This window comes from Marinobacter sp. 1-3A (genome assembly GCF_016597775.1).
Taxonomy (GTDB): Bacteria; Pseudomonadota; Gammaproteobacteria; order Pseudomonadales; family Oleiphilaceae; genus Marinobacter; species Marinobacter xiaoshiensis.
Genome location: NZ_VCGZ01000012.1, coordinates 78853 through 104282, shown reverse-complemented (window position 1 = coordinate 104282; position 25430 = coordinate 78853). Strand labels below are relative to the sequence as shown.

At 52.5% G+C, this 25430-nt stretch carries 25 protein-coding genes and 1 tRNA gene; 23 read left to right on the top strand and 3 right to left on the bottom strand.

Going from position 1 to position 25430, the window contains the following annotated elements:
* Positions 1-15 precede the first annotated feature (15 nt).
* The gene (locus FE848_RS16865; protein ID WP_200205014.1) at positions 16-1032 is read right to left on the bottom strand and encodes a Fe(3+) ABC transporter substrate-binding protein; all 1017 of its coding nucleotides are present in this window, start codon (positions 1030-1032) and stop codon (positions 16-18) included.
* A gap of 224 nt (positions 1033-1256) precedes the next feature.
* Between FE848_RS16865 and FE848_RS16860 the strand changes: the two genes are divergently transcribed.
* From FE848_RS16860 to FE848_RS16850, 3 genes are all read left to right on the top strand, one after another.
* Positions 1257-1535, top strand: a complete 279-nt coding sequence (locus FE848_RS16860; RefSeq protein WP_200205013.1) for a PilZ domain-containing protein — start codon at positions 1257-1259, stop codon at positions 1533-1535.
* Between the two features lie 54 nt (positions 1536-1589).
* Positions 1590-2204 (top strand): hypothetical protein, encoded by a 615-nt coding sequence (locus tag FE848_RS16855; RefSeq protein WP_227715419.1) that lies wholly within the window; start codon positions 1590-1592, stop codon positions 2202-2204.
* Between the two features lie 195 nt (positions 2205-2399).
* Positions 2400-3710, top strand: a complete 1311-nt coding sequence (locus FE848_RS16850; protein WP_200205012.1) for an HD-GYP domain-containing protein — start codon at positions 2400-2402, stop codon at positions 3708-3710.
* A gap of 6 nt (positions 3711-3716) precedes the next feature.
* On the opposite strand, the gene FE848_RS16845 is transcribed toward FE848_RS16850, so the two are convergent.
* Positions 3717-4865 (bottom strand): hypothetical protein, encoded by a 1149-nt coding sequence (locus tag FE848_RS16845; protein WP_227715417.1) that lies wholly within the window; start codon positions 4863-4865, stop codon positions 3717-3719.
* Between the two features lie 233 nt (positions 4866-5098).
* On the opposite strand from FE848_RS16845, the gene FE848_RS16840 reads away from it, so the two are divergent.
* Genes FE848_RS16840 through queF form a run of 3 tightly spaced genes read left to right on the top strand, consistent with a single transcriptional unit; the run spans position 5099 to position 7680 of the window.
* On the top strand, positions 5099-6049 hold the full coding sequence (locus tag FE848_RS16840; RefSeq protein ID WP_200205011.1) for an ABC transporter ATP-binding protein: 951 nt from the start codon (positions 5099-5101) through the stop codon (positions 6047-6049).
* Positions 6046-6819 (top strand): ABC transporter permease, encoded by a 774-nt coding sequence (locus FE848_RS16835; RefSeq protein WP_200205010.1) that lies wholly within the window; start codon positions 6046-6048, stop codon positions 6817-6819. Before FE848_RS16840 ends, FE848_RS16835 begins: the two co-directional genes overlap by 4 nt.
* A gap of 42 nt (positions 6820-6861) precedes the next feature.
* Positions 6862-7680: an NADPH-dependent 7-cyano-7-deazaguanine reductase QueF gene (queF, locus tag FE848_RS16830; RefSeq protein WP_200205009.1), complete on the top strand. Its 819-nt coding sequence runs from the start codon at positions 6862-6864 to the stop codon at positions 7678-7680.
* Here queF and FE848_RS16825 read toward each other — a convergent pair whose 3' ends face one another.
* Positions 7681-9126: an adenylate/guanylate cyclase domain-containing protein gene (locus tag FE848_RS16825; RefSeq protein WP_200205008.1), complete on the bottom strand. Its 1446-nt coding sequence runs from the start codon at positions 9124-9126 to the stop codon at positions 7681-7683.
* Positions 9127-9304: 178 nt separating this feature from the next.
* Here FE848_RS16825 and FE848_RS16820 point away from each other — a divergent pair, with 178 nt between their 5' ends.
* From FE848_RS16820 to yajC, 17 genes are all read left to right on the top strand, one after another.
* Positions 9305-9868: a nitroreductase gene (locus FE848_RS16820; protein ID WP_200205007.1), complete on the top strand. Its 564-nt coding sequence runs from the start codon at positions 9305-9307 to the stop codon at positions 9866-9868.
* A 227-nt stretch (positions 9869-10095) separates the two neighbouring features.
* Entirely contained in the window at positions 10096-10494 is a 399-nt protein-coding gene (gene flgB / locus FE848_RS16815; RefSeq protein ID WP_200205006.1) for a flagellar basal body rod protein FlgB, read from the top strand.
* 34 nt (positions 10495-10528) lie between these two features.
* Entirely contained in the window at positions 10529-10978 is a 450-nt protein-coding gene (flgC, locus tag FE848_RS16810) for a flagellar basal body rod protein FlgC (RefSeq protein ID WP_200205005.1), read from the top strand.
* 18 nt (positions 10979-10996) lie between these two features.
* Positions 10997-11674, top strand: a complete 678-nt coding sequence (locus FE848_RS16805) for a flagellar hook assembly protein FlgD (RefSeq protein WP_200205004.1) — start codon at positions 10997-10999, stop codon at positions 11672-11674.
* A 26-nt stretch (positions 11675-11700) separates the two neighbouring features.
* The gene (locus FE848_RS16800) at positions 11701-13629 is read left to right on the top strand and encodes a flagellar hook protein FlgE (RefSeq protein ID WP_200205003.1); all 1929 of its coding nucleotides are present in this window, start codon (positions 11701-11703) and stop codon (positions 13627-13629) included.
* Positions 13630-13717: 88 nt separating this feature from the next.
* Positions 13718-14470, top strand: a complete 753-nt coding sequence (locus FE848_RS16795) for a flagellar basal body rod protein FlgF (protein WP_200205002.1) — start codon at positions 13718-13720, stop codon at positions 14468-14470.
* 81 nt (positions 14471-14551) lie between these two features.
* Entirely contained in the window at positions 14552-15340 is a 789-nt protein-coding gene (flgG, locus tag FE848_RS16790; RefSeq protein WP_200205001.1) for a flagellar basal-body rod protein FlgG, read from the top strand.
* Between the two features lie 28 nt (positions 15341-15368).
* Positions 15369-16070, top strand: coding sequence for a flagellar basal body L-ring protein FlgH (flgH, locus tag FE848_RS16785; protein WP_200205000.1), 702 nt, complete (start codon positions 15369-15371; stop codon positions 16068-16070).
* The gene (locus FE848_RS16780) at positions 16067-17164 is read left to right on the top strand and encodes a flagellar basal body P-ring protein FlgI (protein WP_200204999.1); all 1098 of its coding nucleotides are present in this window, start codon (positions 16067-16069) and stop codon (positions 17162-17164) included. Before flgH ends, FE848_RS16780 begins: the two co-directional genes overlap by 4 nt.
* Positions 17165-17172: 8 nt before the next feature.
* Complete coding sequence (gene flgJ / locus FE848_RS16775; RefSeq protein WP_200204998.1) at positions 17173-18156, top strand: flagellar assembly peptidoglycan hydrolase FlgJ; 984 nt, start codon at positions 17173-17175, stop codon at positions 18154-18156.
* A 3-nt stretch (positions 18157-18159) separates the two neighbouring features.
* Positions 18160-20214: a flagellar hook-associated protein FlgK gene (gene flgK / locus FE848_RS16770; protein ID WP_200204997.1), complete on the top strand. Its 2055-nt coding sequence runs from the start codon at positions 18160-18162 to the stop codon at positions 20212-20214.
* A gap of 18 nt (positions 20215-20232) precedes the next feature.
* The gene (gene flgL / locus FE848_RS16765; protein WP_200204996.1) at positions 20233-21474 is read left to right on the top strand and encodes a flagellar hook-associated protein FlgL; all 1242 of its coding nucleotides are present in this window, start codon (positions 20233-20235) and stop codon (positions 21472-21474) included.
* A gap of 81 nt (positions 21475-21555) precedes the next feature.
* Positions 21556-21642, top strand: a tRNA-Leu gene (locus FE848_RS16760).
* Positions 21643-21905: 263 nt separating this feature from the next.
* Complete coding sequence (locus tag FE848_RS16755; RefSeq protein ID WP_200204995.1) at positions 21906-22553, top strand: hypothetical protein; 648 nt, start codon at positions 21906-21908, stop codon at positions 22551-22553.
* A gap of 223 nt (positions 22554-22776) precedes the next feature.
* A complete protein-coding gene (gene queA / locus FE848_RS16750) occupies positions 22777-23883 on the top strand; it encodes a tRNA preQ1(34) S-adenosylmethionine ribosyltransferase-isomerase QueA (RefSeq protein WP_200204994.1) in 1107 nt (368 codons plus the stop codon).
* Positions 23884-23897: 14 nt separating this feature from the next.
* The gene (tgt, locus tag FE848_RS16745; RefSeq protein ID WP_200205027.1) at positions 23898-25019 is read left to right on the top strand and encodes a tRNA guanosine(34) transglycosylase Tgt; all 1122 of its coding nucleotides are present in this window, start codon (positions 23898-23900) and stop codon (positions 25017-25019) included.
* A 63-nt stretch (positions 25020-25082) separates the two neighbouring features.
* Positions 25083-25415, top strand: coding sequence for a preprotein translocase subunit YajC (gene yajC / locus FE848_RS16740; protein WP_200205026.1), 333 nt, complete (start codon positions 25083-25085; stop codon positions 25413-25415).
* The last annotated feature ends 15 nt before the right edge of the window (positions 25416-25430 follow it).

Here is a 25430-nt window from a genome sequence, read left to right as displayed (position 1 = left end):
CTCGCCAAAGCATTTTTACTCGCCGTCGTAATCTACGCGGTCAACCAGTTTCACAGCTGCGTTGCGCTTGTCTGCAATTTCCTGGAGGGAAAGGCTGTCTGGCTGGATTTTGCCCCATTCTGCTACCAGGCCAGTCGGTGTTACGTTCGGGTTTGCAGGATATTCAGTGTTCGCCTCAGCGTAAATGCCCTGAGCTTCCGGTGAAGACAGGAATTCCATCAGCTTGATTGCGTTGTCCCGGTTCGGGGTGCTCTTGGTCAGGGAGATGCCACTGATGTTGATGTGAGTTCCACGGCCGTCGGCGTTGGGGAACACCAGTCGAACGGCTTCTGCCGTTGGGCGCTGGCTCTCATCCTGCAGCATATTGCCGTAGTAGTAGCTGTTGCCGATAGACACATCACACACGCCTTCCGCTATGGCTTTAATCTGGTCGCGGTCGCCGCCCTGTGGCTTGCGGGCGAGGTTGTCTTTAAGGCCCTTGAGCCAGGTTTCCGTCTCGGCTTCGCCGTGGTGGGAAATCATGGATGAGATCAGAGCAATGTTATAAGGGTGCTTGCCGCTGCGGGTACAGATGCGGTTATCCCACTTGGGGTCAGCCAGTTGCTCGTAGGTTGTGATTTCACCTTCTTCAACGCGCTCTTTGGAAGTGAAAATCAGGCGCGCACGGGTAGTGAGGCCAAACCACTTGCCTTCAGGATGGCGAAGGTTTTCCGGTATGTTTTTCTCCAGTACGTCGTTATCCAGGCCTTGTACCAGATCGCGCTCTACCAGTTCGTTAAGGCGAGAGATGTCTACGGTCATCACAACGTCGGCTGGGCTGTTGCGACCCTCACGCTCCAGGCGCTCGGCCAGACCTTGCTTTGCAAACACAACATTGCTCTTGATGCCGGTCTCTTTTTCAAAAGCGTTTAACAGAGGCTCAAGAAGATACGCCTGGCGGTACGAGTAGATATTCACTTCGCCGTCTGCGGAGGCGGCAAGGGGAAGAGCGGTGAGGGCGATTGCCGCAGTTGCAGCGAGTTTCATGCGCATAGTGCATCCTTTAATGAGTCTGTTTGGGTTCGCATCAGTGTTTAAGATGCGCTGTGACCTGTAAACGCCAACCATTCTCATTTCTATTACAAGTGTTGTCAATATTCCCTTTGGTGTACTTCTTCAAAATGGTGTTATTCTTTGCATTGATGCGCACACGATATAATTCGTATAAACACATAATAATCTACAATGTACCGTAGTTGAGCAGTGGAACCTTGTTGATGCCTGTAGATGACCGCAGAATACACTGTCGCACCGCGATGAGTGCCAAGGTAAAAGTAACCCACGAACGACTGGGGGAGTTTCTGTTTTGTACCCGGGACATATCGGATGGCGGCGTGTTTATAGTGGTAGAGAATGAGCCGTTCGTTCCGGAAATGGGTGACAGAGTGAGTGTGCAGGTGCAAGGCCTTCCCATTCCGGCACCCGTGCTGGATATGGTTGTTGTTCGCAAAACCATCGATGGATACGGTTTGCAATTTGATGAAAGCGTAAACTAGGACACCTTGGCAAACGGCATTGCCCACATATTCCCCATGAATAGATTAGGTATCATGACTGCTTCCCGATTTAATGCCTCTTTTAGCAATGGTTTCGCGCGTCTGCTGGTTATCGCCGGGTTGTTGGTGACTCAAGCGGGCTGTGCAACCTATTACTCCCACTACGCTATGTTCCCCGCTGAAAACTCGAAGGGAGAGCCACGCACTGTGCGTCTGTCCTGGGACACCGCCGAATACCCTGGTTGGTGGGTTTTATCCGACCGCGCCACGCCTTTAACTCTTGAAACCCAGTGCAGTGAGCGAGTCTGGAAGCTTTATGATGACAGCCATGCTGAGGCAGGAGGCTGTGGTGAAGGGATCCGTGCCTGCGGGCAGAGCGGGCAAGATCAGCTGGCACAAAGTGGACAGCCGGCAGATGCGGGTAGTCTGTGTATGTCGGTGAATTCTGCTGATCCGGAAGCGAGAATTGCAGACATCCCCGGCCGTTTGGAGCTTCTGGTTGCCTGTGAGCCGGTTTCTCCTGTGCAGGGCGTAGGTAAAGAGGCGGTGAGTGTTGACTATATTCGGGCGTCAACGGTGCCTTATGCTGTTTACTCTCGCAAGGCGCCAAGGGGCTCTCTCAATGCTCGCCCTCCAAAGTTTGAGCGTTCGGTATGTGAAGCCGAGTGATTGGTATTTAGTGACCTGGCTAAGGTAAACATTGTGATGTCTGTCACGCTGCTACACTCGGTTTCCGGCTGAATATAGTCGTTACTGTTTGTGTTCCCGCTGTTACTTTAAGCTACCAAAATGTAATGGACTATTCCCTTTCGTCGATTGAAAATAGTAGCAATCGAAGAAGTATTTTGCTCAAGGAGTGATGCGGTGGGTGTCTGTCAGAAAAAAGTAGCGGTGCATGATCTTGAGGTGGGCATGTTTGTGTCTGACCTTGATCGGCCGTGGCATCAGACTCCGTTCCCTATTCAGGGTTTCCACATCCGTTCCGAAGACGATATTCGCGCGCTTGTCTCCCATTGTAAATGGGTGTCCATCGACGTTGCAGAATCACGAGATTCCGTTGAGCTTACGCGAATTTCGCGGTCGCCTTTTGGAAGAAGGGGCCAGCAGAAGAATGATGGCCGTGAACAGCTCCAGCTGCCGCCGCTCAGCATACGTGAGCCGGTAAAGTATCAGGCAAGTACCACGCTGAAGCGTGAAATGAAAACCTCCAAACACCTGCTTGAAGACGCTGGCACTGCCCTTGAGCGGCTTTACTCCGCTATAAATACTCAGGAAACCCGTGACCTGCGCCCGGTTGCTGCCGTGATCAATAAAATGGTGCGTAGCGTTATTCGCCAGCCAGATGCGCTGTTATGGCTGAGCCGTATTCAGCAGCATGATAACCATATGTACCGGCATGCTCTCAACACTTGCGTTTGGGCGCTGGTTTGCGGCCGTCAGCTTGGTTTGAATGAAGGCTTGCTGAGTCATCTTGGATTGGGTTGTCTGTTGTCTCAAGTAGGTAAAACCCAGCTACCTCAAGATCTGCTCAGTCGGGAGGGGCAGTTGGGTCCGGAAGAATTTGCGTTGTACCGGAGCTATGTCGAAAAAGGTATGGCAATGCTGGAGGATAGCGGGCTTTCCCGTGCGGTTCTCAGTGTTGTGCAGGGCCACCGTGAGCGCCATAACGGTTCGGGTTTTCCTGAAGGTATTCGGGGCGACAGAATTCCCTTGCTGGCCAAGATTGCCGGGATTGCAGAGTTCTTCGAATCGCTCATTGAGCCCAGGGAAGGTTTGGGTGAACCGATGACGCCTGCAAGAGCCGTAACGCTACTTTATGATATGCGCAACATAGAGTTTCAGGATGAGCTTGTTGAAGGGTTTATACGTGCTATAGGCATTTACCCAACGGGCAGCCTTGTGGAATTGACCGATGGGCAGCGCGGCATTGTGGTGTCGCATTCTCCCGAGCGCCGTTTATGGCCGAAGGTGATGGTGATGTCAGATAGTAACCATTCGCCTCTGAAAGCGGCCAAGGTTGTTGATCTTGCGAAATATAACGAGAACCGTTCAGCAGCCCAGGTTCTGGCTATCAGGGAGTGCCTTGCTCACGGAACCGAGGGCCTGAATCCGGCTGGTTACGATGTTACCGGCTCAGAATCCCGTTGGAGTGTGAGCCGGTTAATCAGTCGATAACCGTTTTTACGGTGTAATAACAACTCGCAGAGTCTTCCGTACCCACCGGTAAGTAGATTCTGGCAAGAAGCTGGTCACAAGCTCGGACTCGCCACCGGCAGGTCCGTCTACAAAATATTCCACATCTGCCGTTTGCCAACTAAAAGAGTGCACGCCCACATCTTGTGGTCGGGTTGTAATGGCTTCAATATCGGCAAGCTCAGCACTGCCGCCAATACGACGTATTTCAAACCGCTTTATTCCAGTGTCGCTAGCCGAGTGCTTGGCTACGTGATTTTCCAGATAATATCGGTTCCCAATTGTGGTCGAAATGCTATCCAGCTCCCGGGTTAAATAGAGCCTGGCATCTTCAGCATCGACATCCTCCATGGAGCGAACCGAGTCAAGAATGCGTTGTCTTTTGTTGCGCAGATCTTCCTTGTACTCAACATTCGGGTCCCAGAGCGCTTCGTCTTCCGGGCGTTCAGGGGCCATGTCTATCTCTTCGTCAGTCGGGGGCGCTTTACACAGTTCATCATCTGGCGGGTAAAAACAGATGCTGGTCAGCAGTTGATTAGCGGGAGACGGCGAGGCACCTGTTGCATTAAATTCGGCTTCACTTACGCGAAAATCAATTGGGCTGCTGAGATCGGGCAGGGCTGCGTTCAGCTGTTGTATTACGCGGTCACGGATATCGATGCCTTTGCCTTCCCGCAGGTTCTCAGACCAGTTGAGTGACATGAGAAAGCGGGTGAGGTTGGTCAATGATACGTTTGTAATGAGCTGCTGTTCGGTAATTTTGTGAGTGCTGAGACCTTCAGCATCGACGGCGGGTGTTGTCAGTTGGCTGCGCACTTCCGGTAAAAACTCAAGCAACGTGACCCATTCCTGTGCAGGTACGTCCTCCGCCAGAAGCAGATTGCCAACTTTGAGGCGGAGTGTCTCACCCGGGTAATACAGGAATTGGCCTTTGGTATCGGTTTTATTGGATTGGCTGGCGGTTTGATAGCTTAGCCCGCTCACACCCAGTGCGTTTATGGTCCCTGTGCTCGGGCCATCATTATTATTGTTGCTGTCACTGTCCAGACAGCCAGAAAGAAGAGGTACGACAATCAGCGCAGCAATGAACGCGCGGGGCAGAGTAAAGAGTGGGCGAGCAAGGTGAACGGCAGCCATGGTTCGTTGTACATTCCCTGAAGTTGGGCCGTGCCAGCTGAGCAGTCATGGACGGCCTTCTGTAAATTGTTGTAACCGCATTATAGGGAGCCCAATCAGGGTATATCGGGATACCTGTCGCAGTTTGCAGATTTCACGGGGCCCGAGTGAGCGCGTGCGCGACTTGAAAAAACGTGATAAGCCTCAATAAAAGAGTGTTCCCTGAACACTGCTTATTTTAATCGGAACCTTTTATGACCAACGCTCTGGAAATCGAGGGGCTTACCAAAACCTACGGTAGTGGGTTTGAAGCGCTTAAGGGAATTGACCTGAAGGTGACACAAGGCGATTTCTTTGCCCTGCTGGGCCCAAATGGCGCTGGTAAATCTACCACGTTGGGCATTGTGTGCTCACTGGTTACCAAAAGTGCCGGCAAGGTAAGCGTATTTGGCTACGATATTGATACCCATCTTTCTGCAGCAAAAATGCATCTTGGTGTGGTGCCACAAGAGTTCAATTTTAACCAGTTTGAAAAGGTGTTTGATATTGTCACCATTCAGGCGGGCTATTACGGAATCCCACTGAAAAAAGCGGCTGTTTCCGCAGAAAAGTACCTGAAAAAACTCGGTCTGTGGGATAAGCGAAATACTCCGGCACGTATGCTCTCTGGTGGCATGAAGCGCAGGCTGATGATTGCCCGTGCCTTGGTGCATGAACCCAAATTGCTGATTCTTGATGAACCTACAGCGGGCGTAGATATCGAACTTCGGCGTTCCATGTGGTCATTTCTTGAGGAAATGAACCGGCAGGGCACCACCATCATTCTCACGACCCATTATCTGGAAGAGGCGGAGGCGTTGTGCCGGAACATCGCCATTATTGATCATGGTCGTATTGTTCGGAATACCAGCAAGCGGGAGTTGTTACAGCAGCTGAGCCTTGAGACCTTTCTGCTTGATACCGAGGTGTCGTTGGATAAGACGCCCGAGCTGGAGGGTTTTACCTGCCGGCTAGACGATGAGGGTGTTCTGGAAGTGGACGTACACAAGGGGCAAGCGCTGAACGATGTATTCATGCAGTTGGGGCAGCAGGGTATTAAAGTTATCAGTATGCGCACCAAGGCAAACAGGCTTGAAGAGTTGTTTATTCGCATGGTGGAATCCAATGCTCCCGAAGGCGAAAGCATAACGGAGGGCAGGGCATGAATGCTCAGGCTCTGTTCACCGCGTACAGCACCATTGTGCTGCGGGAAATTCGTCGGTTTACCCGTATCTGGCCCCAGACGCTGCTGCCGCCTGCAGTCACTATGACGCTCTACTTTATTATATTTGGCAACCTGATTGGCTCCAGAATCGGTGAGATGGGTGGTTTCGACTATATGTCGTTTATTGTGCCCGGGCTCATCATGATGGCGGTTATCACCAACTCCTACGCCAACGTGGTGTCATCGTTTTTTTCCATGAAGTTTCAGCGCAGTGTTGAAGAACTGCTTGTTTCACCTGTGCCTAACTGGGTGATACTTGCGGGCTACGTGACGGGAGGCATGGCGCGTGGGCTGGGAATTGGTGTGATTGTCACCGTGCTGTCTCTTGCCTTTACGCAGCTGAAGATACACAACTTACCCATGGTTGTGGTGACGGTGTTTCTGACATCGGCACTGTTTGCGGTGGGCGGCTTTATTAACGCGCTGCTGGCGACGAAGTTTGACGATGTTTCCATCGTGCCCACCTTTGTTTTGACACCGTTAACCTACCTGGGAGGGGTGTTTTACAGCATCGACCTGCTACCGGACTTCTGGCAGGGCGTGTCTATGGCGAACCCGATTCTGTATATGGTAAACGGCTTCCGGTTTGGCATACTCGGCGTTTCTGATGTAAACCCGTTTGTGTCTCTTGGGATGATTCTGGTGTTCATCTTTGTGCTTTCCTTTATCGCGCTCAAACTGCTGGCGCGGGGCAAGGGTATCAGGCATTGATGCCAATCCAACTTCTGGCAACTGTTATGTTTAGGACGTTTTATGGCTCTTGATAATGCCCCGCTTGGCAAAACCAGCGACTACCCGGATCGGTACGATCCATCCCTTCTTTTCCCGGTAGCACGGGATGAAAATCGCCGACGAATCGGTCTTGAGGATGGGCGCTGGCCCTGGTTTGGGGGCGATTTGTGGCAGGCTTGGGAAATCTCCTGGTTACGCCCCGGCGGTATTCCCACAGTTGCCTGGGCAGAGATCCGGTTTCCGGCAGCGTCTCCGTCGCTTGTTGAGTCCAAGTCGCTCAAGCTCTATCTGAACTCCCTGAATCAAACCGTGTTCTCATCCGGTAATCAGGTTGAGGAAACGGTCACTGCAGACCTTTCCAGCGTGTGCGGTGCGGCAGTGAATGTCCGGCTTTTGAGTGTGGATGAGTCAGATACCGCCACCGGGCGCCCCTCGGGATACCAGTTGATTGATAACGAAAAGGTTGAGGATGTGGTGTATGAGTATGCACCGGAGTCGCTTGCAGCCAGCGGGCCGGTGGTTACCGAGAAGTTGTGCTCACACCTGTTGAAGAGTAACTGCCCCGTTACCGGGCAGCCGGATTGGGGCACGGTGCTGATAAGCTATACCGGCTCTGCCATCGATCGTGCGGGGTTGTTGCGCTACATCGTGAGTTTTCGGCAGAAGCAGGACTTCCACGAGCATTGTGTGGAAACCTTGTTTACGGATTTGTTGAGTCGCTGCAAGCCTGAGAGCCTGACAGTCTGTGCCCGCTATACTCGCCGGGGTGGATTGGATATCAACCCCTGGCGCAGTACGGAGCCGGAAGAGCAGGTTGGCCCCAGGCTGATTCGTCAGTAATCAGTCCCGGGCGCTGTCTTCTTCATGCCGCAATCGCTCTGCGGCATCTTCCAGAGCATTGAGGATACTCTGCCGTTCTTTGCCGGTGATTTTTTCCGAATCCAGGTACATGGCAAAGCCGCTGTGTTCATGCTCCATGAAGCTGCGATTTGGTCCCATGTCCCTGCGGAAGTCTACAACTTCGTAGATGGGCACAGGGCGGCCGAAGCCCTTCACGGTGATTTCGCCTTTATCACGGCACATGATCCGGTCTTTAATCAGTGAGAAGGTCTCGTAGGAAACGAGAATTTCCCCTGGCTCTGCGAGAGATTCCAACCGGCTGGCCAGGTTCACCTCCTTGCCAATAATGGTGTAGTCCATACGGTTTTCAGCGCCAAAGTTGCCTACGGTTGTGTAGCCGGTGCTGATGCCCATGCGAATTTCAAGGGGAGATTTTATGCCTTGGCTGCGCCATTTTTGACGCATGATTTTCATGTGCTTGCGCATATCAATAGCCATGGACACGCAGGCAAAGGCGTCTTCCCGCTGGCCGCGGCTTGTGGGATCGCCAAAGAAAATCATGATGGAGTCGCCCACGAACTTGTCGATGGTGCCACCATACCTGAGGGCCACTTCAGACATACCGTTGAAGTAGTGGTTGAGCAATTCAGTAAGCGCTTCTGGCTCCATTTCTTCCGACAGTTCGGTAAAGCCTTTTATGTCGGAGAAAAATACGGCCAGCTTTTTACGTTGGGTTTCAAGGCGCACGTCCCTTTCCCCGGTAAAAATGGATTGCCATACCTGGGGAGAGAGGTATTTGGACAGCTTGTGGGAGAGCGCTATGGACTGCTCCCGCTGGTTTTGAATCTGGGTTTTTGCCAGCATGAGGGCACGGGCCTGCTGGTGCGAGTAAAAGGCTGTTACACAGATGTAAAAGCCCGTGGCCAGTATAGAGGACAGGCTGGTGAGCAGAGGTGATTGAAATGAATCTGCAGTACCCAAAACAGCTAAAAAGGCCAGGGCGGATACAACCATGAACACGCAGCCAATAAGCCATTGCCTGATGCCTCCTATGATCAGCGCGCTGAACATCATCATGAGCCCGGCCGAAGCAGATGGAATGGCTACCAGCCCAATACAGCCGATAAAGCCACCTCCAATTACGCAATCAACCGTCAGCATTTTCTGACGAATGCGGGGGGAGTTTTTCAAAAACGTGCGGCGGCTTAACAGGTGCGCAACATGGGGCCAGACCAGGGCGCCGGCAACCAGCCACAAGTGCCAGGTCTGGAATACTTCTTCCCAGACCCCCATTACAATGATGATGGCGGTTGCCGTATATGCCAATACTCGCCCGCTATAGTCGGGCATAGGGGGGATGGCTACCGGTCTGTTCTGAGCCTCGGATGCGAGAGATTTCCCCAAGCTATTGCTGGCATTGCGCAGATCTGCCGGAGCACTCATCATGTAAGCTGATCACTCATGGTGCTGGAACCATTCAAGTTGGTTTGTAGTTTGTAAGGCATCTTTGAGAGCACAGATTGGAAGTACGACTAAAGGTTAGCAGTATTACGTATAACCCACAATTCACCGGCACGGTTTGAAGGCAAACCGGGCCGGATTCAGTTATTGGAAAACTATTGATATGAGTTCAGTCACTGACTTTTTGCTCAACAGGGCATCTGAGCCACGGCTGGAAGCGCCAGCTCCTGATGCCGCAACTCTTGATCGGGCATTCAGGTGTGCAGCCCGAGCGCCCGACCATGCGCTGCTGCGCCCATGGCGTTATCTGGTAATTGAAGGTGAAGATCTGGATGCGCTGGGTGAGGTACTCGCGGTTGGCTACTCCGATTTAAGAGGTAAAACCGATGATAAGAAGCTCGATATTATACGCAATAAGGCTCACAGATCCCCCATGATCATTGTGGGAATTGCGTCCCCCAAACCCCACCCGAAAGTTCCGGAAGTTGAACAGATACTCTCGGCCGGTGCCAGTATGAGTTATCTGGGGCTTTCCCTTCAGGATGCCGGCTATGGGGTTATGTGGCGTACAGGTGAGCTGGTATACAACCGGCTGGTTCTGGAGGGGCTTGGCCTTGAAGAGGGGGAGTCAATAATCGGCTTTCTCTACACCGGCACTGTATCCTCGAATAAGCCTGCAGTTCCCAGACCTGAGTTGTCGGAATTTGTTGCGCGCTGGCCTGGGTAGTGGCCAGGTCAGCCTCCCCTGCTGATTCAGCGGGGGAAACACCTTGCCGCTTTTATCAGGCTTTGCCGTTTCTTTATCTGCATTATTGCTCTTCTCCTCTCTTTAATCCCCTTAAAGTGCCCGAATTCAGTGTGCTTCCAAAATCTGGCATCAGCATTGCTTTAGTTCTGCCATAGAACGAAACCGGCAAAGCTCAACATGGCTGGTGACAGTATTTCGGAGGTTGTATGGCAATCACTTTTGATAGAGCTCTTGGTATTCACCAGCATGCGCTGCAGGCGAGGGTTCAGCGTGCTGAAATCCTGGCGAACAATCTTGCCAACGCCGATACGCCGGGCTTCAAGGCTCGCGATGTGGACTTTCAGGCCATGATGCAGAAAGCCCAGGACAGTTTGAGCGGCATCAGCATGGAGAAAACCCATGCAGGTCATATGGATACCGCAGCGGGTGGGGGTGATTCAGATTTGCTGTATCGGGTACCAGATCAGCCCTCGGTAGACGGCAACACGGTGGACGCCCAGGCAGAACAGACCCGGTTCATGCGTAATGCGATGGATTACCAGGCGAGTTTCCAGTTTTTGAACAGTAAATTTACCGGCCTGACCAAAGCCCTGAAAGGCGAGTAATCCGCAGTTCCACGATTTGTGAAGGAGTATCACCATGTCACTGGGCAACATATTTGATATCGCCGGTTCCGGTATGACAGCGCAATCGCTGAGGCTGAATACTACCGCTTCAAACATTGCTAACGCAGAGACGGCGAGTTCCAGCACGGATACTACCTATCGTGCGCGCAAGCCGGTTTTCTCGGCGATCCAGCAATCCATGATGAATCCGGGCCAGCAAGGTTTTGGGGTTCAGGCAGGAGAGGATGCTGGTGCGGGCGTTCGCGTGGAAGGCATTGTTGAAAGCGATGCAGAGTTGCAAATGCGATACGAGCCCCACCACCCGGCCGCTAATGAAGACGGCTATGTGTTTTATCCCAACGTGAACGTGGTGGAAGAAATGGCAGACATGATGTCTTCCTCAAGAAGCTTTCAAATGAACGTGGACATTATGAACACGGCTAAATCCATGATGCAGCGCATCCTGACACTTGGTCAGCAGTAACGGGGCGGGGATTGAATCATGAGTGCAATTAACGCAACAGAAGCCTCAGATGTACTGGCGAATTACAGAAGCCAGCCACAGAGCGGTACCAGCGGCAAAGGCGACCTCGGCAAAAACGAGTTCATGGAGCTGATGCTGGCACAGCTGAAAAACCAGAATCCGCTAGAGCCTCAAGACAATGGTGAGTTTATTTCCCAGCTTGCCCAGTTCAGTTCACTGGAAGAAATGCAGAAGCTGTCCGGCACGGTTCAGGATGTAGTGGGACAGTTCCGCTCCACACAGGCACTGCAAGCCTCTGCAATGGTTGGAAAGACGGTACTGGCGCCATCAGAAGTCGGCATTCTTGGTGCGGAGGGTGAAATCTCCGGCAATATTCAGGTGCCTGCATCCACCGGTGGCGTCCGCCTGTCTATCCAGAGCCCCAACGGTGAACTTGTTCGTCAGATTGATCTTGGCAGCAGTTCCGCCGGAGTTAAAGCGTTCAGCTGGGACGGCAAGGATGGTAACGGCAATAGCTTGCCGCCAGGCCCTTATCGAATTGTGGCTGAAGCATCGTATCCGCAGGGCAGCTTGCAGCTTCCAACCCTTGTCAGCGCTAACGTAGACAGCGTGTCTTTGGGGCAGGGCGGGTCCGTTACTCTCAATCTGGCCGGCATGGGTTCCATCGCGCTGTCAGATGTTCAACAAATCAATTAATACCGGTGTCAGACCAGGGGTGAATTATGGCTTTTAATACGGGGCTCAGTGGCCTGCGGGCTGCGGCGGTAGATCTGGACGTGACCGGCAACAATATTGCCAACGCCAGTACTGTGGGATTCAAAGGGAGCAAGGTTCAGTTTGGCGACCTGTATGCCAGTGGCTTTTTGAGCGGTGGTTCCAATCCCATTGGTGACGGCGTAAACGTTCAGGACATCAAACAGTCTTTTAGCCAGGGCAACATCAGCTTTACCGATAGCGGTTTGGATATGGCCATTAGTGGTGATGGCTTTTTTATCCTGAATGCCGGTGGCGAAACCCGTTACACGCGGGCAGGGCAGTTCACTATTGATAAAGACGGTTTTGTGGTTAACAACCAGTCTATGAAAGTGCAAGGCTATACGGCCGATGATGACGGTAATCTGTCAGGCATTCGTGGCAATCTTGAAATTGCCACCGATAACCTGGCGCCGCGCCGTACTACCAGTTTGCGTACTGACGTGAACCTGGATTCCCGCCAACCCGTGCTGGAATCCCGAGTGCGGGATGTGGTGCCCTTGTCTTATAATGACATTCTTGGCGAAATGTTCGATGTCAGCTACACCGATGGTACTCCTTCCTATTCAGTAGACTTGGGGGGATTGCCCACCGCCCGTGCGATGGCCGATCAAATATCCAGTGCGCCCGGACTGAGCGCTTCCGCGACAACTACTGCGCCAATTCAGCACCCAACCACACCAGCCCCCGCCGGCTCGATGCTCAACGATACTTATATTTCAACGGCGGGGACTTTTTCATTCAATCTCAGCGTTAACAATGCGCCTATTCCTATAGATACCAGCTCTGTGAACTCGCTGGCGGACCTTCGTGACGCAATTAACCGAACAAACGATAGCGCAATCTTCGCCACAATCGATGGCACAACGGGTGTGTTGAATGTTGTTCATAACCAGGGCGAGAATATTCAATTCAGTTACGGCAATGGCAATCCTGCTCAATCCATAGACCCTGCCAGTCCTGTAACTGTATTTGGTGACGTTAATGCCGTAGGCGACCGAACCATTTTGGGCCTCACGGCTACTGGCGGCCCAACCAGTAACTTTGTTACGAGTTATGGGACATCTCCGATCCGCATTACCAATGAGTTTAACCCGCAGGATCAGCGTACCTATAACCACGCCACATCCACCTCAATTTTCGACAGTTTGGGGAACTCTCATGAGCTGACGCAGTTCTTCGTTAAAGAGCCTGCCCCCGGGAACGGTGTAGGTGTGAGTGAGTGGTCCGTGTATCTGCAGATTGACGGCGAAATGGTAGCGGGCACAGATGTTACTCCCTACACAGCAAGGTTTGATCAGGATGGTGTACTGCAATCCATTGACGGGGATGTCAGTGGTGAAATTCTGATCACAGACTGGATTCCAAAGGATAGCCAGGGATTGCCTAACGGTGCCGATGGCCCTCCTGCACCGGGCACCCCTGTGATTACTCCCATTCCGGAGCCACCAACGTCGTCGGCTTTTGTGTTGAGTCTTGCAGAAACCACCCAGTACGGTGCGTCCTTTGGGGTGGATGACCAGCGCCAAAATGGTTACACCACGGGCCGGCTGTCTGGTCTTGATGTATCCAAGCAGGGTGTGCTGTTTGCCCGCTACACCAATGGTCAATCCAAAGCTTTGGGCCAGGTAGCACTGGCTAGTTTTAACAATACTGATGGGCTGTCACCTGTGGGAGACACCAGTTGGGTTGAAACCTTCGAATCTGGCCAGCCAGTTATTGGCCAGCCTGATACCGGAACATTGGGTGGCATCAAGGCCAGTTCGGTGGAAGAGTCCAACGTGGATCTTTCTGCCGAACTGGTGAACCTGATCATTGCCCAGCGCAACTATCAGGCAAACGCCAAAACCATTGAAACCTCCGATGCGGTCACCCAGACCATCATCAACCTCCGCTAAACCGGCTTTGATATGAACATGGCATGACTCCTGCAGGAACGACTGTAAGAACACTGAAAACAGTCAAAATTCCGGCAGGAGTTTGCCCATGGACAAAGCACTTTATCTAGGTATGTCTGGCGCCAAGCAGAATATGCTTTCCCAGCGTGCCCATGCCAACAACCTGGCAAACGTAAGCACCACAGGCTTCAAGAAGGACTTTGCCCAGGCGAGAAGTATGCCCGTATTTGGGGGGCATCATCCTACCCGTGCATACGCTATGGCTGAACGTCCCGGTACCGATCTGTCTGCAGGTGCACTCATGCAAACCGGCCGCAAGCTGGACGTCGCGATTGAGGGCGAAGGTTGGCTCGCCATTCAGAACAATCTGGGTGAGGAAGTTTTTACCCGTTCCGGCAGCTTGCAGATTGATGTTAACGGATTAGTACGTCTTGGTTCCGGCGAAATGGTGTTGGGTAATGGCGGACCCGTGGCGCTGCCTCCTTTTGACAACGTTCAGATAGGTGCTGATGGCACTATCTCTATTGTCCCGGTGGGTGGGCCACCAGATCAGTTGGTGGAAGTTGACCGGCTAAAGCTGGTAAACCCGCCATCAGATACCCTTGAGAAGGGGCTGGATGGTTTTATCCGGCGCCAGGCGGGGCAGGAAATTGACGGTGGTGAGCCTGTTGACGCAGCAATGCGAGTGGCCTCCGGGTTTCTTGAAAGCTCTAACGTAAATGCTGTGGAAGAGATGATTTCCAATCTTCAGCTCTCCCGGCAATACGAAATGCAGGTAAAGGTTATGCGCACTGCAAACGAGAATTCCGAAGCAGCGGCACGACTGTTGCAGAATCTTTGATAGCTATTGAAAACAACGCCCGTCTGGCCCGGAAGCGGCAAATCTTAGCCGCAGACCAGACACCGGCAAGGAGTAATAAAAATGCATCCAGCTCTTTGGGTTAGTAAAACAGGGCTTAGCGCTCAGGACACCAATATGTCCACCATCTCCAACAACCTGGCCAACGTGAACACCACGGGCTTCAAGCGAGATCGGGCGGTATTCCAGGATTTGCTGTATCAGATCAACCGGCAGCCTGGGGGCATGAACACGCAGAACTCTGAGTTGCCATCAGGTTTGCAGCTGGGTACGGGTGTGCGGGTTGTTGGCACGGCAAAGCAATTTAGCCAAGGCAACCTCCAGATTACCGAGCAGCCTCTTGATCTGGCGGTTAATGGCCGTGGTTTCTTACAGATTGAAATGCCGGATGGCCAAACCGCTTACACAAGGGATGGTCAGTTTCAGCTTAATGCCGATGGCGATGTGGTTACGCCCGAGGGTTATGCGCTCCAGCCCAATATAAACGTACCTGAAGACGCGACCACCATAACCATCGGAAAGGATGGCACTGTGTCTGTCATTACCGATGACCAGGCGGCACCCGTGAACCTTGGTCAGATCACTCTGGTGAATTTCATTAACCCGCAGGGCTTGCAGGCTATTGGTAACAACCTGTTCAAAGAAACCAATTCCAGTGGCGACCCCACAGAGGGCGAACCGGGCCTGGCCGGGCTGGGCACCTTGGAGCAGGGCGTAATCGAGTCATCCAACGTGGAAGTTGTCGAGGAGTTGGTGAACATGATTACCACCCAACGCGCTTACGAGATGAACTCAAAAGTTGTTTCTACTACCGATCAGATGCTCCAGTTCATTACCAACAATATTGGTTAATAAGCTGAAAGAAGTGAGGAGTGTGCTCATGAAACCGATTACATCAACCTGGATAACCCGGCCAGCAGGAACTCTCCTGTTGGTTTGGCTGTTGATCCTGTTGCAGGGATGTACGGCCATGAGTCGGCCCCGGGCCGAGCCGAATGATCCCGCTTACGCACCAGTACGTGCTCAAGCCATGATGCAGCGCGATCCGGAGTCGGGCGCCATTTACCAGAGTTCCCGTAACTACAATTTCTATGGTGATACGGTTGCGCTGAATGTGGGAGACGTGCTGACAGTTACGCTTAAAGAGTCCACAAGAGCCAGCAAGAATGCGGAAACCAAGATCAACAAGGACAGTGATATTTCACTGCCAGAGCCCAATATTCTGGGCAGGAATGATTTTGGTATCGCAACATCCATCAAGAATGAAAGAGACTTTAATGGCAAAGCCGAGGCAGATCAGAGCAACAGTCTGGCGGGCAGCATTACGGTAACGGTTACAGAAGTTTTGCCAAATGGCGTACTCAAGGTGCGGGGCGAGAAGTGGATCTCGCTGACCAATGGCGATGAATATGTGCGTCTGACGGGGCTTGTGCGGCCACAGGATATCGATCCGGGCAACATAGTTGCATCCAGCCGTATAGCTGATGCCCGCATTGCATACGGTGGCACCGGAGACTTCGATCAGGCGAATCAGATGGGCTGGCTGGCCCGGTTCTTCAACAGTGAGTGGTGGCCCCTATGACATTTCGCCGGTGCGTGGTTCTCTCACTGATGCTTGCCGTAATGGCAGGGCCTGTAATGGCTGACCGGCTGAAGGACCTGGCACGGATCAAAGGAGTACGTAACAACCAGCTCGTGGGTTATGGCTTGGTGGTTGGTTTGGATGGTACAGGTGATAAAGCACCATTCACCAATCAGACGTTTAGAAACATGATGAACCAGTTTGGTATCACTTTGCCCGAGGGGGTAAACCCGAACCTGGCGAACGTGGCTGCGGTGACTGTCAGTGCAACCTTGCCGCCGTTTGCCAAGATGGGGCAGGAAATGGATATAACCGTTTCATCCATCGGTAATGCCGACAGCTTGCGTGGCGGTACCCTGCTAATGGCGCCCCTGAAAGGCGCTGATGGTAATGTTTATGCTATGGCTCAAGGCAGTCTTGTGGTGGGCGGTTTTGGCGCTCAGGGGCAGGACGGTTCACGCATTACAGTAAACGTACCCAGTGTTGGCCGAATTCCCAATGGCGCGACCATTGAGCGTGAAATTGTCTCGCCATTTACTCGTGGTGACACGATTACCTTTAACCTGATGCGCCCGGATTTCACTACGGCCAGGCGCGTGGTGGAGGTGGTTAACGAGTTTCTGGGCCCTGATATGGCTTATGCCCATGATGCGACTGCTATCTCGGTCCGCGCCCCGCGCGACCCGTCGCAGCGTGTGAGCTTTTTGTCCATTCTCGAAAATCTCGAAGTAGAGCCGGCGGAGGAATCTGCAAAAGTCGTCATAAACAGCCGCACTGGCACCATTGTTGTTGGGCAAAATGTGAAAGTGAGCCCTGCGGCCGTTACTCACGGCAACCTTACGGTGACCATCCAGGAAAACCCGGCGGTTCAGCAGCCTTTGCCATTTTCTGGTGGCACTACGGCGATCGAGTTGGATAGCCAGATTGCTATTACTGAAGACCCCGCCCGTATGTTCAAGTTTGGGCCGGCGGTTACGCTTAATGAAATTGTGCAGGCTGTAAACCAGGTAGGTGCGGCTCCTGGCGATGTAATGGCTGTGTTGGAAGCCCTCAAACAGGCTGGCGCATTGCGCGCTGAGCTTATTGTTATCTAGGTGATGTGATGCAGGACTATCAGCTTCAACAAGCCAGGGTATACACAGATTTTAGTGGTCTGAATGCACTGAAGCACAGCGCCGGGGATGACAAACAGGCGGCGCTGGAGGAAGTGGCGCGCCAGTTTGAGAGTCTTTTTCTGTCTGAAATGCTGAAGTCCATGCGCAAAGCGGGAGATGTGTTTGCTGAGGGCAACTACCTCAATAGCAATCAATCTGAGATGTATCGTGACATGTTCGACAGCCAGCTCAGCCTCACCATGGCTGGCGGGCAGGGCACCGGGCTTGCAGATGCTCTTGTGCGACAGCTGAGCAAAAGCATTCCTGGAATGGATAAACAGGGTAGCCCCTTGGCTGCTCAAAAGAAGGTGCTGACGGACTATGAACGCAGCCTGCCGGTCATTTCACATCGTTTGCCAGAAAGAGTGGATGAAGTGGCAGAGGTTGCGCAGAAATCAAATGCAAACCCGGTCGCCCCAACAGCTATGTTGCCTGAACAGTTTGACTCGCCTGAGCACTTTGTAAGTACATTGCTGCCAGTGGCGGAAACGATTGCTGCGGATACCGGAATTAGCCCCAAACTGATGGTTGCTCAAGCGGCTCTGGAAACCGGTTGGGGTCGGCACATGATTCGTGGCGACGGAAACCAGCCCAGTTTTAACCTCTTTGGTATCAAGGCAGACAAACGTTGGCAGGGTGATGCGGTGACTATAACCACCACTGAGTTCCGTGAGGGTGTGCCGATGAAAGAGCGTGCTGATTTCCGCGCGTATCCGGATTACGAATCCAGCTTCCGTGACTATGTGGCCTTCCTGGAATCGAACCCCCGTTACCGTGATGTATTGGCCAGCGCCGATCAGCCAGACGTGTTTGCCAGAAAGCTGCAGGAAGCCGGCTACGCTACTGATCCGCAGTATGGGGACAAGATCAACCGGATAATGAACCGTGATTCTCTGATGACACTTTCAATGGGCAATGGAGCCGGGGAGTAAATTATGGCGGGACTGATTGGGATTGGCCTGTCCGGTATCCTTGGCCACCAGAGTGCTCTGAATACCACGGGCAATAACATTACCAACGCAAATACGCCTGGCTACAGTCGGCAGGAAGTGGTGTTTGAAACCCAGCAGGGACAACGCACCGGTGCCGGTACAATCGGTAAGGGCGTTAGCATTGTAGACATTCGCAGGCTGGCGAATGAGTTCCTTGTGCAGCAGGTTCGTGAAGACAGTACTCTGGCCGGCGAACAGCAAACTCTGAATTCCGAACTGAGCCGGCTTGATAACTTGCTGGGCGGTGAGACCACGGGGCTGAACAATGCCCTGAACAACTTCTTTGCAAGCCTGCAGAATGCTGCAGAAGATCCTGCCTCGTTGCCGCAGCGCCAACTGGTTCTGAGCGAGGCGCAGCAGGTGGTTAATCGGTTTCAAGCCCTGAGCCAGGAGTTCATTCAGCAGCGGGAATCGGTGAAGACTCAGATGCAACAGGGTGCCAAGGATGCCAATACCCTGCTTAACAGTATTGCCGATCTGAACCTGGCTATTTCTGAATCTCCGGGGCTGGCCCAGGGCAGAATGCCCAACGAGTTATTGGACCAGCGTGACGAAAAACTGCGCCAACTCTCTGAACTGGTGAACATACGGGTAACAGAAACAGAAGGTAGCCAGGTAAACGTTTCTCTATCCAACGGTCTGTCTCTTGTTGTTGGAAACAATGCTGCTCAGCTTGGTACCCGGAATAATGCCGAAGATCTTACCCGCCTGGAATTTACGCTCAGTACCGGTGGCCGCACTCTCAATATTGACGAACAGATTACCGGTGGAAAACTTGGTGGTTTGCGGCGTTTTGATAATGAGGCACTGAAACCCGCATTTGATGAATTGGGGCGGATTGCTATCGGGCTTGCTGCCAGCGTGAACCATCAGCACGAAATCGGGATGGATCTTGAGGGTGATCTTGGCGGGCTGTTTTTTAACGACATAAATGACCTGGCTGTGCAGCGAAGCCGTGTAGTGGCCAACGCCAACAATCAGTTGCCGAAAGATGGACGATTGGCAGTTGAGATTACCGACAGCACAAAACTGCCGGCGGGTAGCTGGACACTTCAGTTCAGTGGCGATGGCAGTAGCTTTGAACTTATCGACAAAGCCACCGGGAAGGTTGTTAATCAGGGCCGACTGCCGAACCCTGTGCAGTCTGAAATTTCCATGCCCGGATTTAATATTCGTATTGAGGGCGGCACGTTCAATGCGGGTGACAAGTACCTGATTCAGCCCAGCCGAAACGCTGCGCAGTCCATGGGCTTGCAAGTAAACCGGGAAGAAGACCTGGCATTTGCCAGCCCGATAAGGGCCACTACCGGTGAGCAGAACGTAGGCACCGGCAAGATTGACCAGGGCACCATGCTGGACGTGCGCAGCCCATTTACGGGTTCGTTGTTGCCGGGTTTTCAGACTGCCGGTGAGTTGGCGAATGGGCCTTTAACGATCATGTTTGAGGCGGGTGGCTCTACGGGCATAAGGTACGTTGTAAAGGGTCCGGAGGCTGTGCCTGGTGATCCTTCGAGTGCACCTACTATCGGCTCTCCAAGGGAATACACTGGCGGCAATATCAATCTGGTCTTTAGCAGCGACCCTGCTGCGGGAGCGGATTATCAGGGCTTTCAGTTCAAGCTGACAGGGCAGCCAGCGGTAGGTGATACCTTCGAGATTAACTACAACAGCAACGGCGTGTCAGACAACCGCAACGCTGAGCTACTGGCTGCATTGGGCACCGCTAATACACTGAACGGCAAAAGCCAGAGCTTCACTGAAGGCTACGCCGGTTTGGTTGAAGATATTGGTGTAAAAACACGCCAGAGCCAGTTTGATCTTTCTGCAGGAAAAACACTGCTGGAGCAATCCACGGCCCAGCGGGAGTCTGTTTCAGGGGTAAACCTTGATGAGGAAGCCGGCAGGCTGATTCAGTACCAGGCCGCTTATAACGCCTCGGCACAGGTGATTTCAGTGGCCCAGGATCTATTCAATACGCTGTTGCAGACGTTCCGGTAGCAGACGAGGTGATGTGACATGATCAGAATTTCATCACAACAGGTGTTCTCAAGCGGTATTAACCGGTTGCAGGAGTTGAACAGTAACCTGAACAACACGCAACAACAGATATCCACGGGTAAGCGGGTGAATAAGCCGTCGGACGATCCGGTGGCTGCGGCCCGTATTCTCAAGCTGGATCAGGAGCTTTCACGGGTCAAGACCTACGAGCGCAATGTGGATTTAGCGGATAACCGGCTCAAGCAGGAAGAAAGTGCGCTAACCAGCGCGGTGGACGTTATTCAGCGCATCCGCGAGTTAACTGTGCAGGCGGGCAACGGGGCTTTGTCACCGAACGACCGCAAGTCGATCTCTTCTGAAATGAAAGAGCGGTTAGGGCAACTGGCGAATATCGGGAACACCCGGGATGCGTCAGGTGAGTACATTTTTAGCGGGTTCCAGGGGTCGGTGCAGGCCTTTCAGGTAAATGACCAAGGCAAGTACGAATATAATGGCGATGAAGGCCAGCGCGTTCTGGAGATTGATGACGGCGTAACCGTGCCGATCAGTGATAATGGCAAGGGCATTTTTGTGAATGTGCCTGCAGCGGTGACAGGGCAGTTTGATGGTACAACCCCTGTCGGAGAGTCTATTTCAGGCGTTAAGGTGGTTAACGAGGCTGATTTGGCTGGTGCGTTTCCGGGCGGCTTCCCCAACGACATAACGCTTGAGGTAGATTACAGCGGGCCTACCCCCCAGGTGTTGGCCACTGATAATAACAGCACTCCACCGCGGACGTTGACTGTTACCCCGCCGGATTACGAGGATGGAGGTGTGTTTGTTGTTGCCGGGATCGAGGCAAGCATTACCGGCGTGACCGTAGCCACGACGGATACGTTCACGTTGAAGGTGGGTGAGAAGCAATCTGTCTTCGGCACCATCGAGAACCTGATTGCCGGCCTGGACTCAATCAATAAAGGCACTCCGGAAGGCCTGGCTGAATATGACGACTTGATCGCGCAATCTCTGGTGAATCTCGATAACGCTCAGGAGAGTTTTATCCTCAAGCAAACAGAGCTCGGCGGGCGCATGAACGCGGTTGAATCCACTAAAAGCTTTTTGGCAGATTCTTCGGTGTATACCAATGAAATCCGCTCGCAGCTGCAGGATGTTGATTATGCAGAAGCAATCAGTAACTTGAGTTTCCAGAGTTTTGTACTGCAGGCCGCACAGCAGTCGTTTGCCAGGGTTTCGCAGCTATCGCTGTTCGATCGTTTATAAATATTCGGGCCAGCGGGAAAACTCCTGTCTCTGTGTATTGATTTCACGGGCAGGCTCAGTATAATTCCCCCTCTCTTCGTTGGCGGCGTGGTGGAATTGGTAGACACGACGGATTCAAAATCCGTTGCTAGAAATAGTGTGGCGGTTCGAGTCCGCCCGCCGCTACCAAAAAACTTGCGAAGGTTTTTAACACCGAAGAGAAACAAAGAACCAGCTTCAAGGCTGGTTTTTTTGTGCCTGCTTGTTTTTCAGGTTTTCGGGAAAGGCGGGGGAGCATGCGTACGCAGTTCACTAATTTGAGAATTTTTGCGGGCGATTGATAGGTTGCCCGGGAGCTGCTGAACTATAATGCTTGCGAACCGAATCGAAGTATCGAGCTGAAAAATAAGAAAAGGTCCGATCATGGGGCCCAGAGGATCAAGAGGGAGAGTATGAAAGGATCTACGGCGATGATGAAATATGTCTGGTTTTTTATTGTTGCACTTTTGGCCGGGTGCGCTAGCTCCGGTACGAAGGTTGAGCGAATTGATGCGGTTTCAGAGGTTGATAAAGACTATAAGCGCGTAATGGTGTTTGCGGTAACGGAAAAAGAGCACAACCGCTCAGCGATTGAAGCCGAGCTTGTAGCTGAATTGAACAAGAGTGACTTCAAGGCCAGTCGATTTGCAATGTCGAATTCTGACATCCCCTGGGGCGATCCTACCAGGCTGCAGAACCTCGTTGCAGAAGATGCCAGAGCCGGAAATTACGATGGTGTTCTGGTGGTTTCGCTTGTGAGCAAGCAGCGCGAATCACGGTATGTGCCGGAGCAAGTGAACTACCAGCCAATCGTTACATCCTTTGGGCCTCTCGCTGCATCTACTTACATGCAGACAACGGTAGCGCCAGCTGATTACGAAGAAACAACGACCTACGCGTTGAAATCGACGTTGTTTGATACCGACTCCGCCAAGCCCGTTTGGCAACTTTATTCCAGCACCGTTGATCCAACATCCATAGATTCTGCTGCCAAAGACTTTGGAGCGGTTATTGTTAAAGCGCTTGAAAAAACCTTGCCCCACGTAAAGAAGGGCAAATAAGGGTGTTCAGGCCCTGGTCGGTTACACTGTGCTGCAGCGTGGGTTACTAGCGCTGCGCGGTTGTAACCAGGCTGGTGGGCGTGCGATACTATGCCGCCTCCGTAAGTGGGTGAATCCTGCTAAATCAGTCACTTACGGAAATTAACCAGCAGCGATCCGGAACTGGCATCTGCAGCTACCCCAATCAAGTCGCAGTAATGCGGCGCCTTGAATAGTCTGGTCCATGAACGTCTCCGATTTTCATTTTGATCTCCCGGATGAGCTCATCGCCCGGTACCCCCTCAGGGAACGCAGTGCTTCCCGTATGCTATGTCTTGATGGCAGTACCGGCGACACCGCACACCGGGCTTTTACCGATCTACCGGATTTACTCCAATCAGGCGACCTGCTCGTTTTTAATAACACACGTGTTATACCGGCCCGGCTGTTCGGCAAAAAAGAAACCGGTGGCCAGGTTGAAGTATTGGTTGAGCGAGTTACCGGAGAACATAGTCTTGTTGCGCATGTTCGTGCCTCGAAAGCATTAAAGGAAGGGCAGAGGGTAATCCTTGAAGATGGCAGCGCGCTGCGTATGACGGGGCGAAACGATGCCTTGTTCCATCTTGAAAGTGAGGCAAGTGAGCCGGTGCTGGATCTGCTGGAGCGGATTGGGCACATGCCGCTGCCGCCGTATGTTGATCGTCCTGATGAATCAACCGATCGCGAGCGGTATCAAACCGTTTACGCGAAAGAATCCGGTGCGGTTGCTGCGCCGACAGCAGGCTTGCACTTTGATTCGGAAATTTTGGATGTTTTGAAGGTCCGGGGTATTGAAAGTACGTTTGTTACCCTTCATGTGGGGGCGGGTACTTTTCAGCCTGTGCGGGTAGAGAATGTAGATGAACATATTATGCACAGTGAAATAGTGCATGTGTCTCAAGATGCGGTGGATGCGGTCAAGCGAACCCGAGCCCGGGGTGGGCGAGTAATTGCTGTTGGTACAACGTCTGTGCGATCGCTGGAGTCTGCCAGTCGGAGCGGTCGCCTTGAACCCTTTCAGGGCGAAACCGATATATTTATCTACCCCGGCTATCGGTTCCAGACCGTAGACGCACTGGTGACTAACTTTCATTTGCCAGAATCCACGCTCATCATGCTCGTCAGCGCATTTGCGGGGTATGCGCATGTAATGCGGGCGTACCATGAAGCGATTAGCGAAAAGTACCGCTTTTTCAGCTACGGCGATGCCATGTTTATTACCGGGCAGGAGCCGAGCAGGGGTATGCTGCTTGGCGCGCACGATGAGCCTGCGGCTAGCCCATCAACATTCAATACCGGAGATAAGTCGTGAGCCAGTCCTGTTTTATGACCTTTGAAAAACTGGGGGAAGATGGCCTGGCCCGGCGTGGCAGGCTGACATTCCCCCGTGGAACTGTCGAAACGCCAGCGTTTATGCCGGTAGGTACCTACGGCACGGTAAAGGGAATGTTGCCCCGGGATATCCACGAAACCGGCGCAGAAATTATTCTCGGTAATACATTTCACCTGATGTTGCGCCCTGGCACGGAAGTGATCAAGGCTCATGGTGACCTCCATGATTTTACGCAGTGGAAAGGGCCGATTCTTACAGATTCCGGCGGCTTTCAGGTGTTCAGTCTGGGTGAGATGCGAAAGATCACGGAAGAAAAGGTGACGTTTCGTTCGCCGGTAGATGGATCGCCGGTGGAGTTGTCACCAGAAATCGCGATTCAGGTACAGCGCGATCTGGGCTCTGATATCGTCATGATTTTTGACGAGTGTACGCCTTATCCTGCAACAGAGAAGCAGGCAAAGGAGTCCATGGAGCTTTCGCTACGCTGGGCAAAGCGCAGCAAGGACGCCCATGGAGACAGTCCTTCTGCGCTGTTCGGTATTGTTCAGGGCGGGATGTATGAATCCCTGCGCGATCGTTCCCTTGAAGGCCTTACAGATATAGGATTCGATGGCTACGCCATTGGGGGGCTTTCTGTTGGAGAGCCCAAAGAGGACATGATCCGAATACTCGACCATTTGCCAACCAGGATGCCGGCGGACAAACCACGGTATCTTATGGGTGTTGGTCGGCCAGAGGATCTGGTGGAGGCAGTACGCCGTGGCGTCGACATGTTTGATTGTGTCATGCCTACAAGAAATGCCCGCAACGGCTACTTGTTCACATCCACTGGAATCGTAAAAATCCGAAATGCCAGACATCGCCATGATACTGGTCCTTTGGATGAGCGGTGTGATTGCTATACCTGCAAGAATTTTTCGAGAAGCTATCTGCATCATCTGGATAAATGTGGAGAAATGCTCGGTTCGCAGCTGAATACAATCCACAATCTGCGCTACTACCAGAACCTTATGGCCGGATTGCGCGGGGCCATTGAAGCAGGTACATTGTCGAGCTTTATAAATGACTTCTATGCTCTGCGCGGCGAGACAGTGCCTGCCATGGGTAATGAGTAAATCCTTTTGCTTAATCAACGGAGAATTTTGATGAAATCAGTCAAGTTGTTTTTGGCCGGCCTTATGGCAATGATGCCAGCATTGGCAATGGCCCAGGCGGCCCCTGCTCCAGGTGGCATGGGTGTTATGGGTCAGGTTATCTTTTTTGCCGGCTTTATTCTTATTTTCTATTTCCTGATCTGGCGCCCACAGTCCAAGCGTGCGAAAGAGCACAAGTCACTTATGTCCGGCTTGAACAAGGGTGATGAAGTGATTACCTCTGGCGGCATTGCCGGAAAGATCACCAAAGTTGCTGACGACTTCATCGTTGTTGAGATTGCCGACAATGTTGAAGTAAAGGTACAGAAAGTGGCTGTAGCCGCCGCACTGCCTAAAGGTACGCTCAAAGACATCTGAGCAAGGACTCTCTGG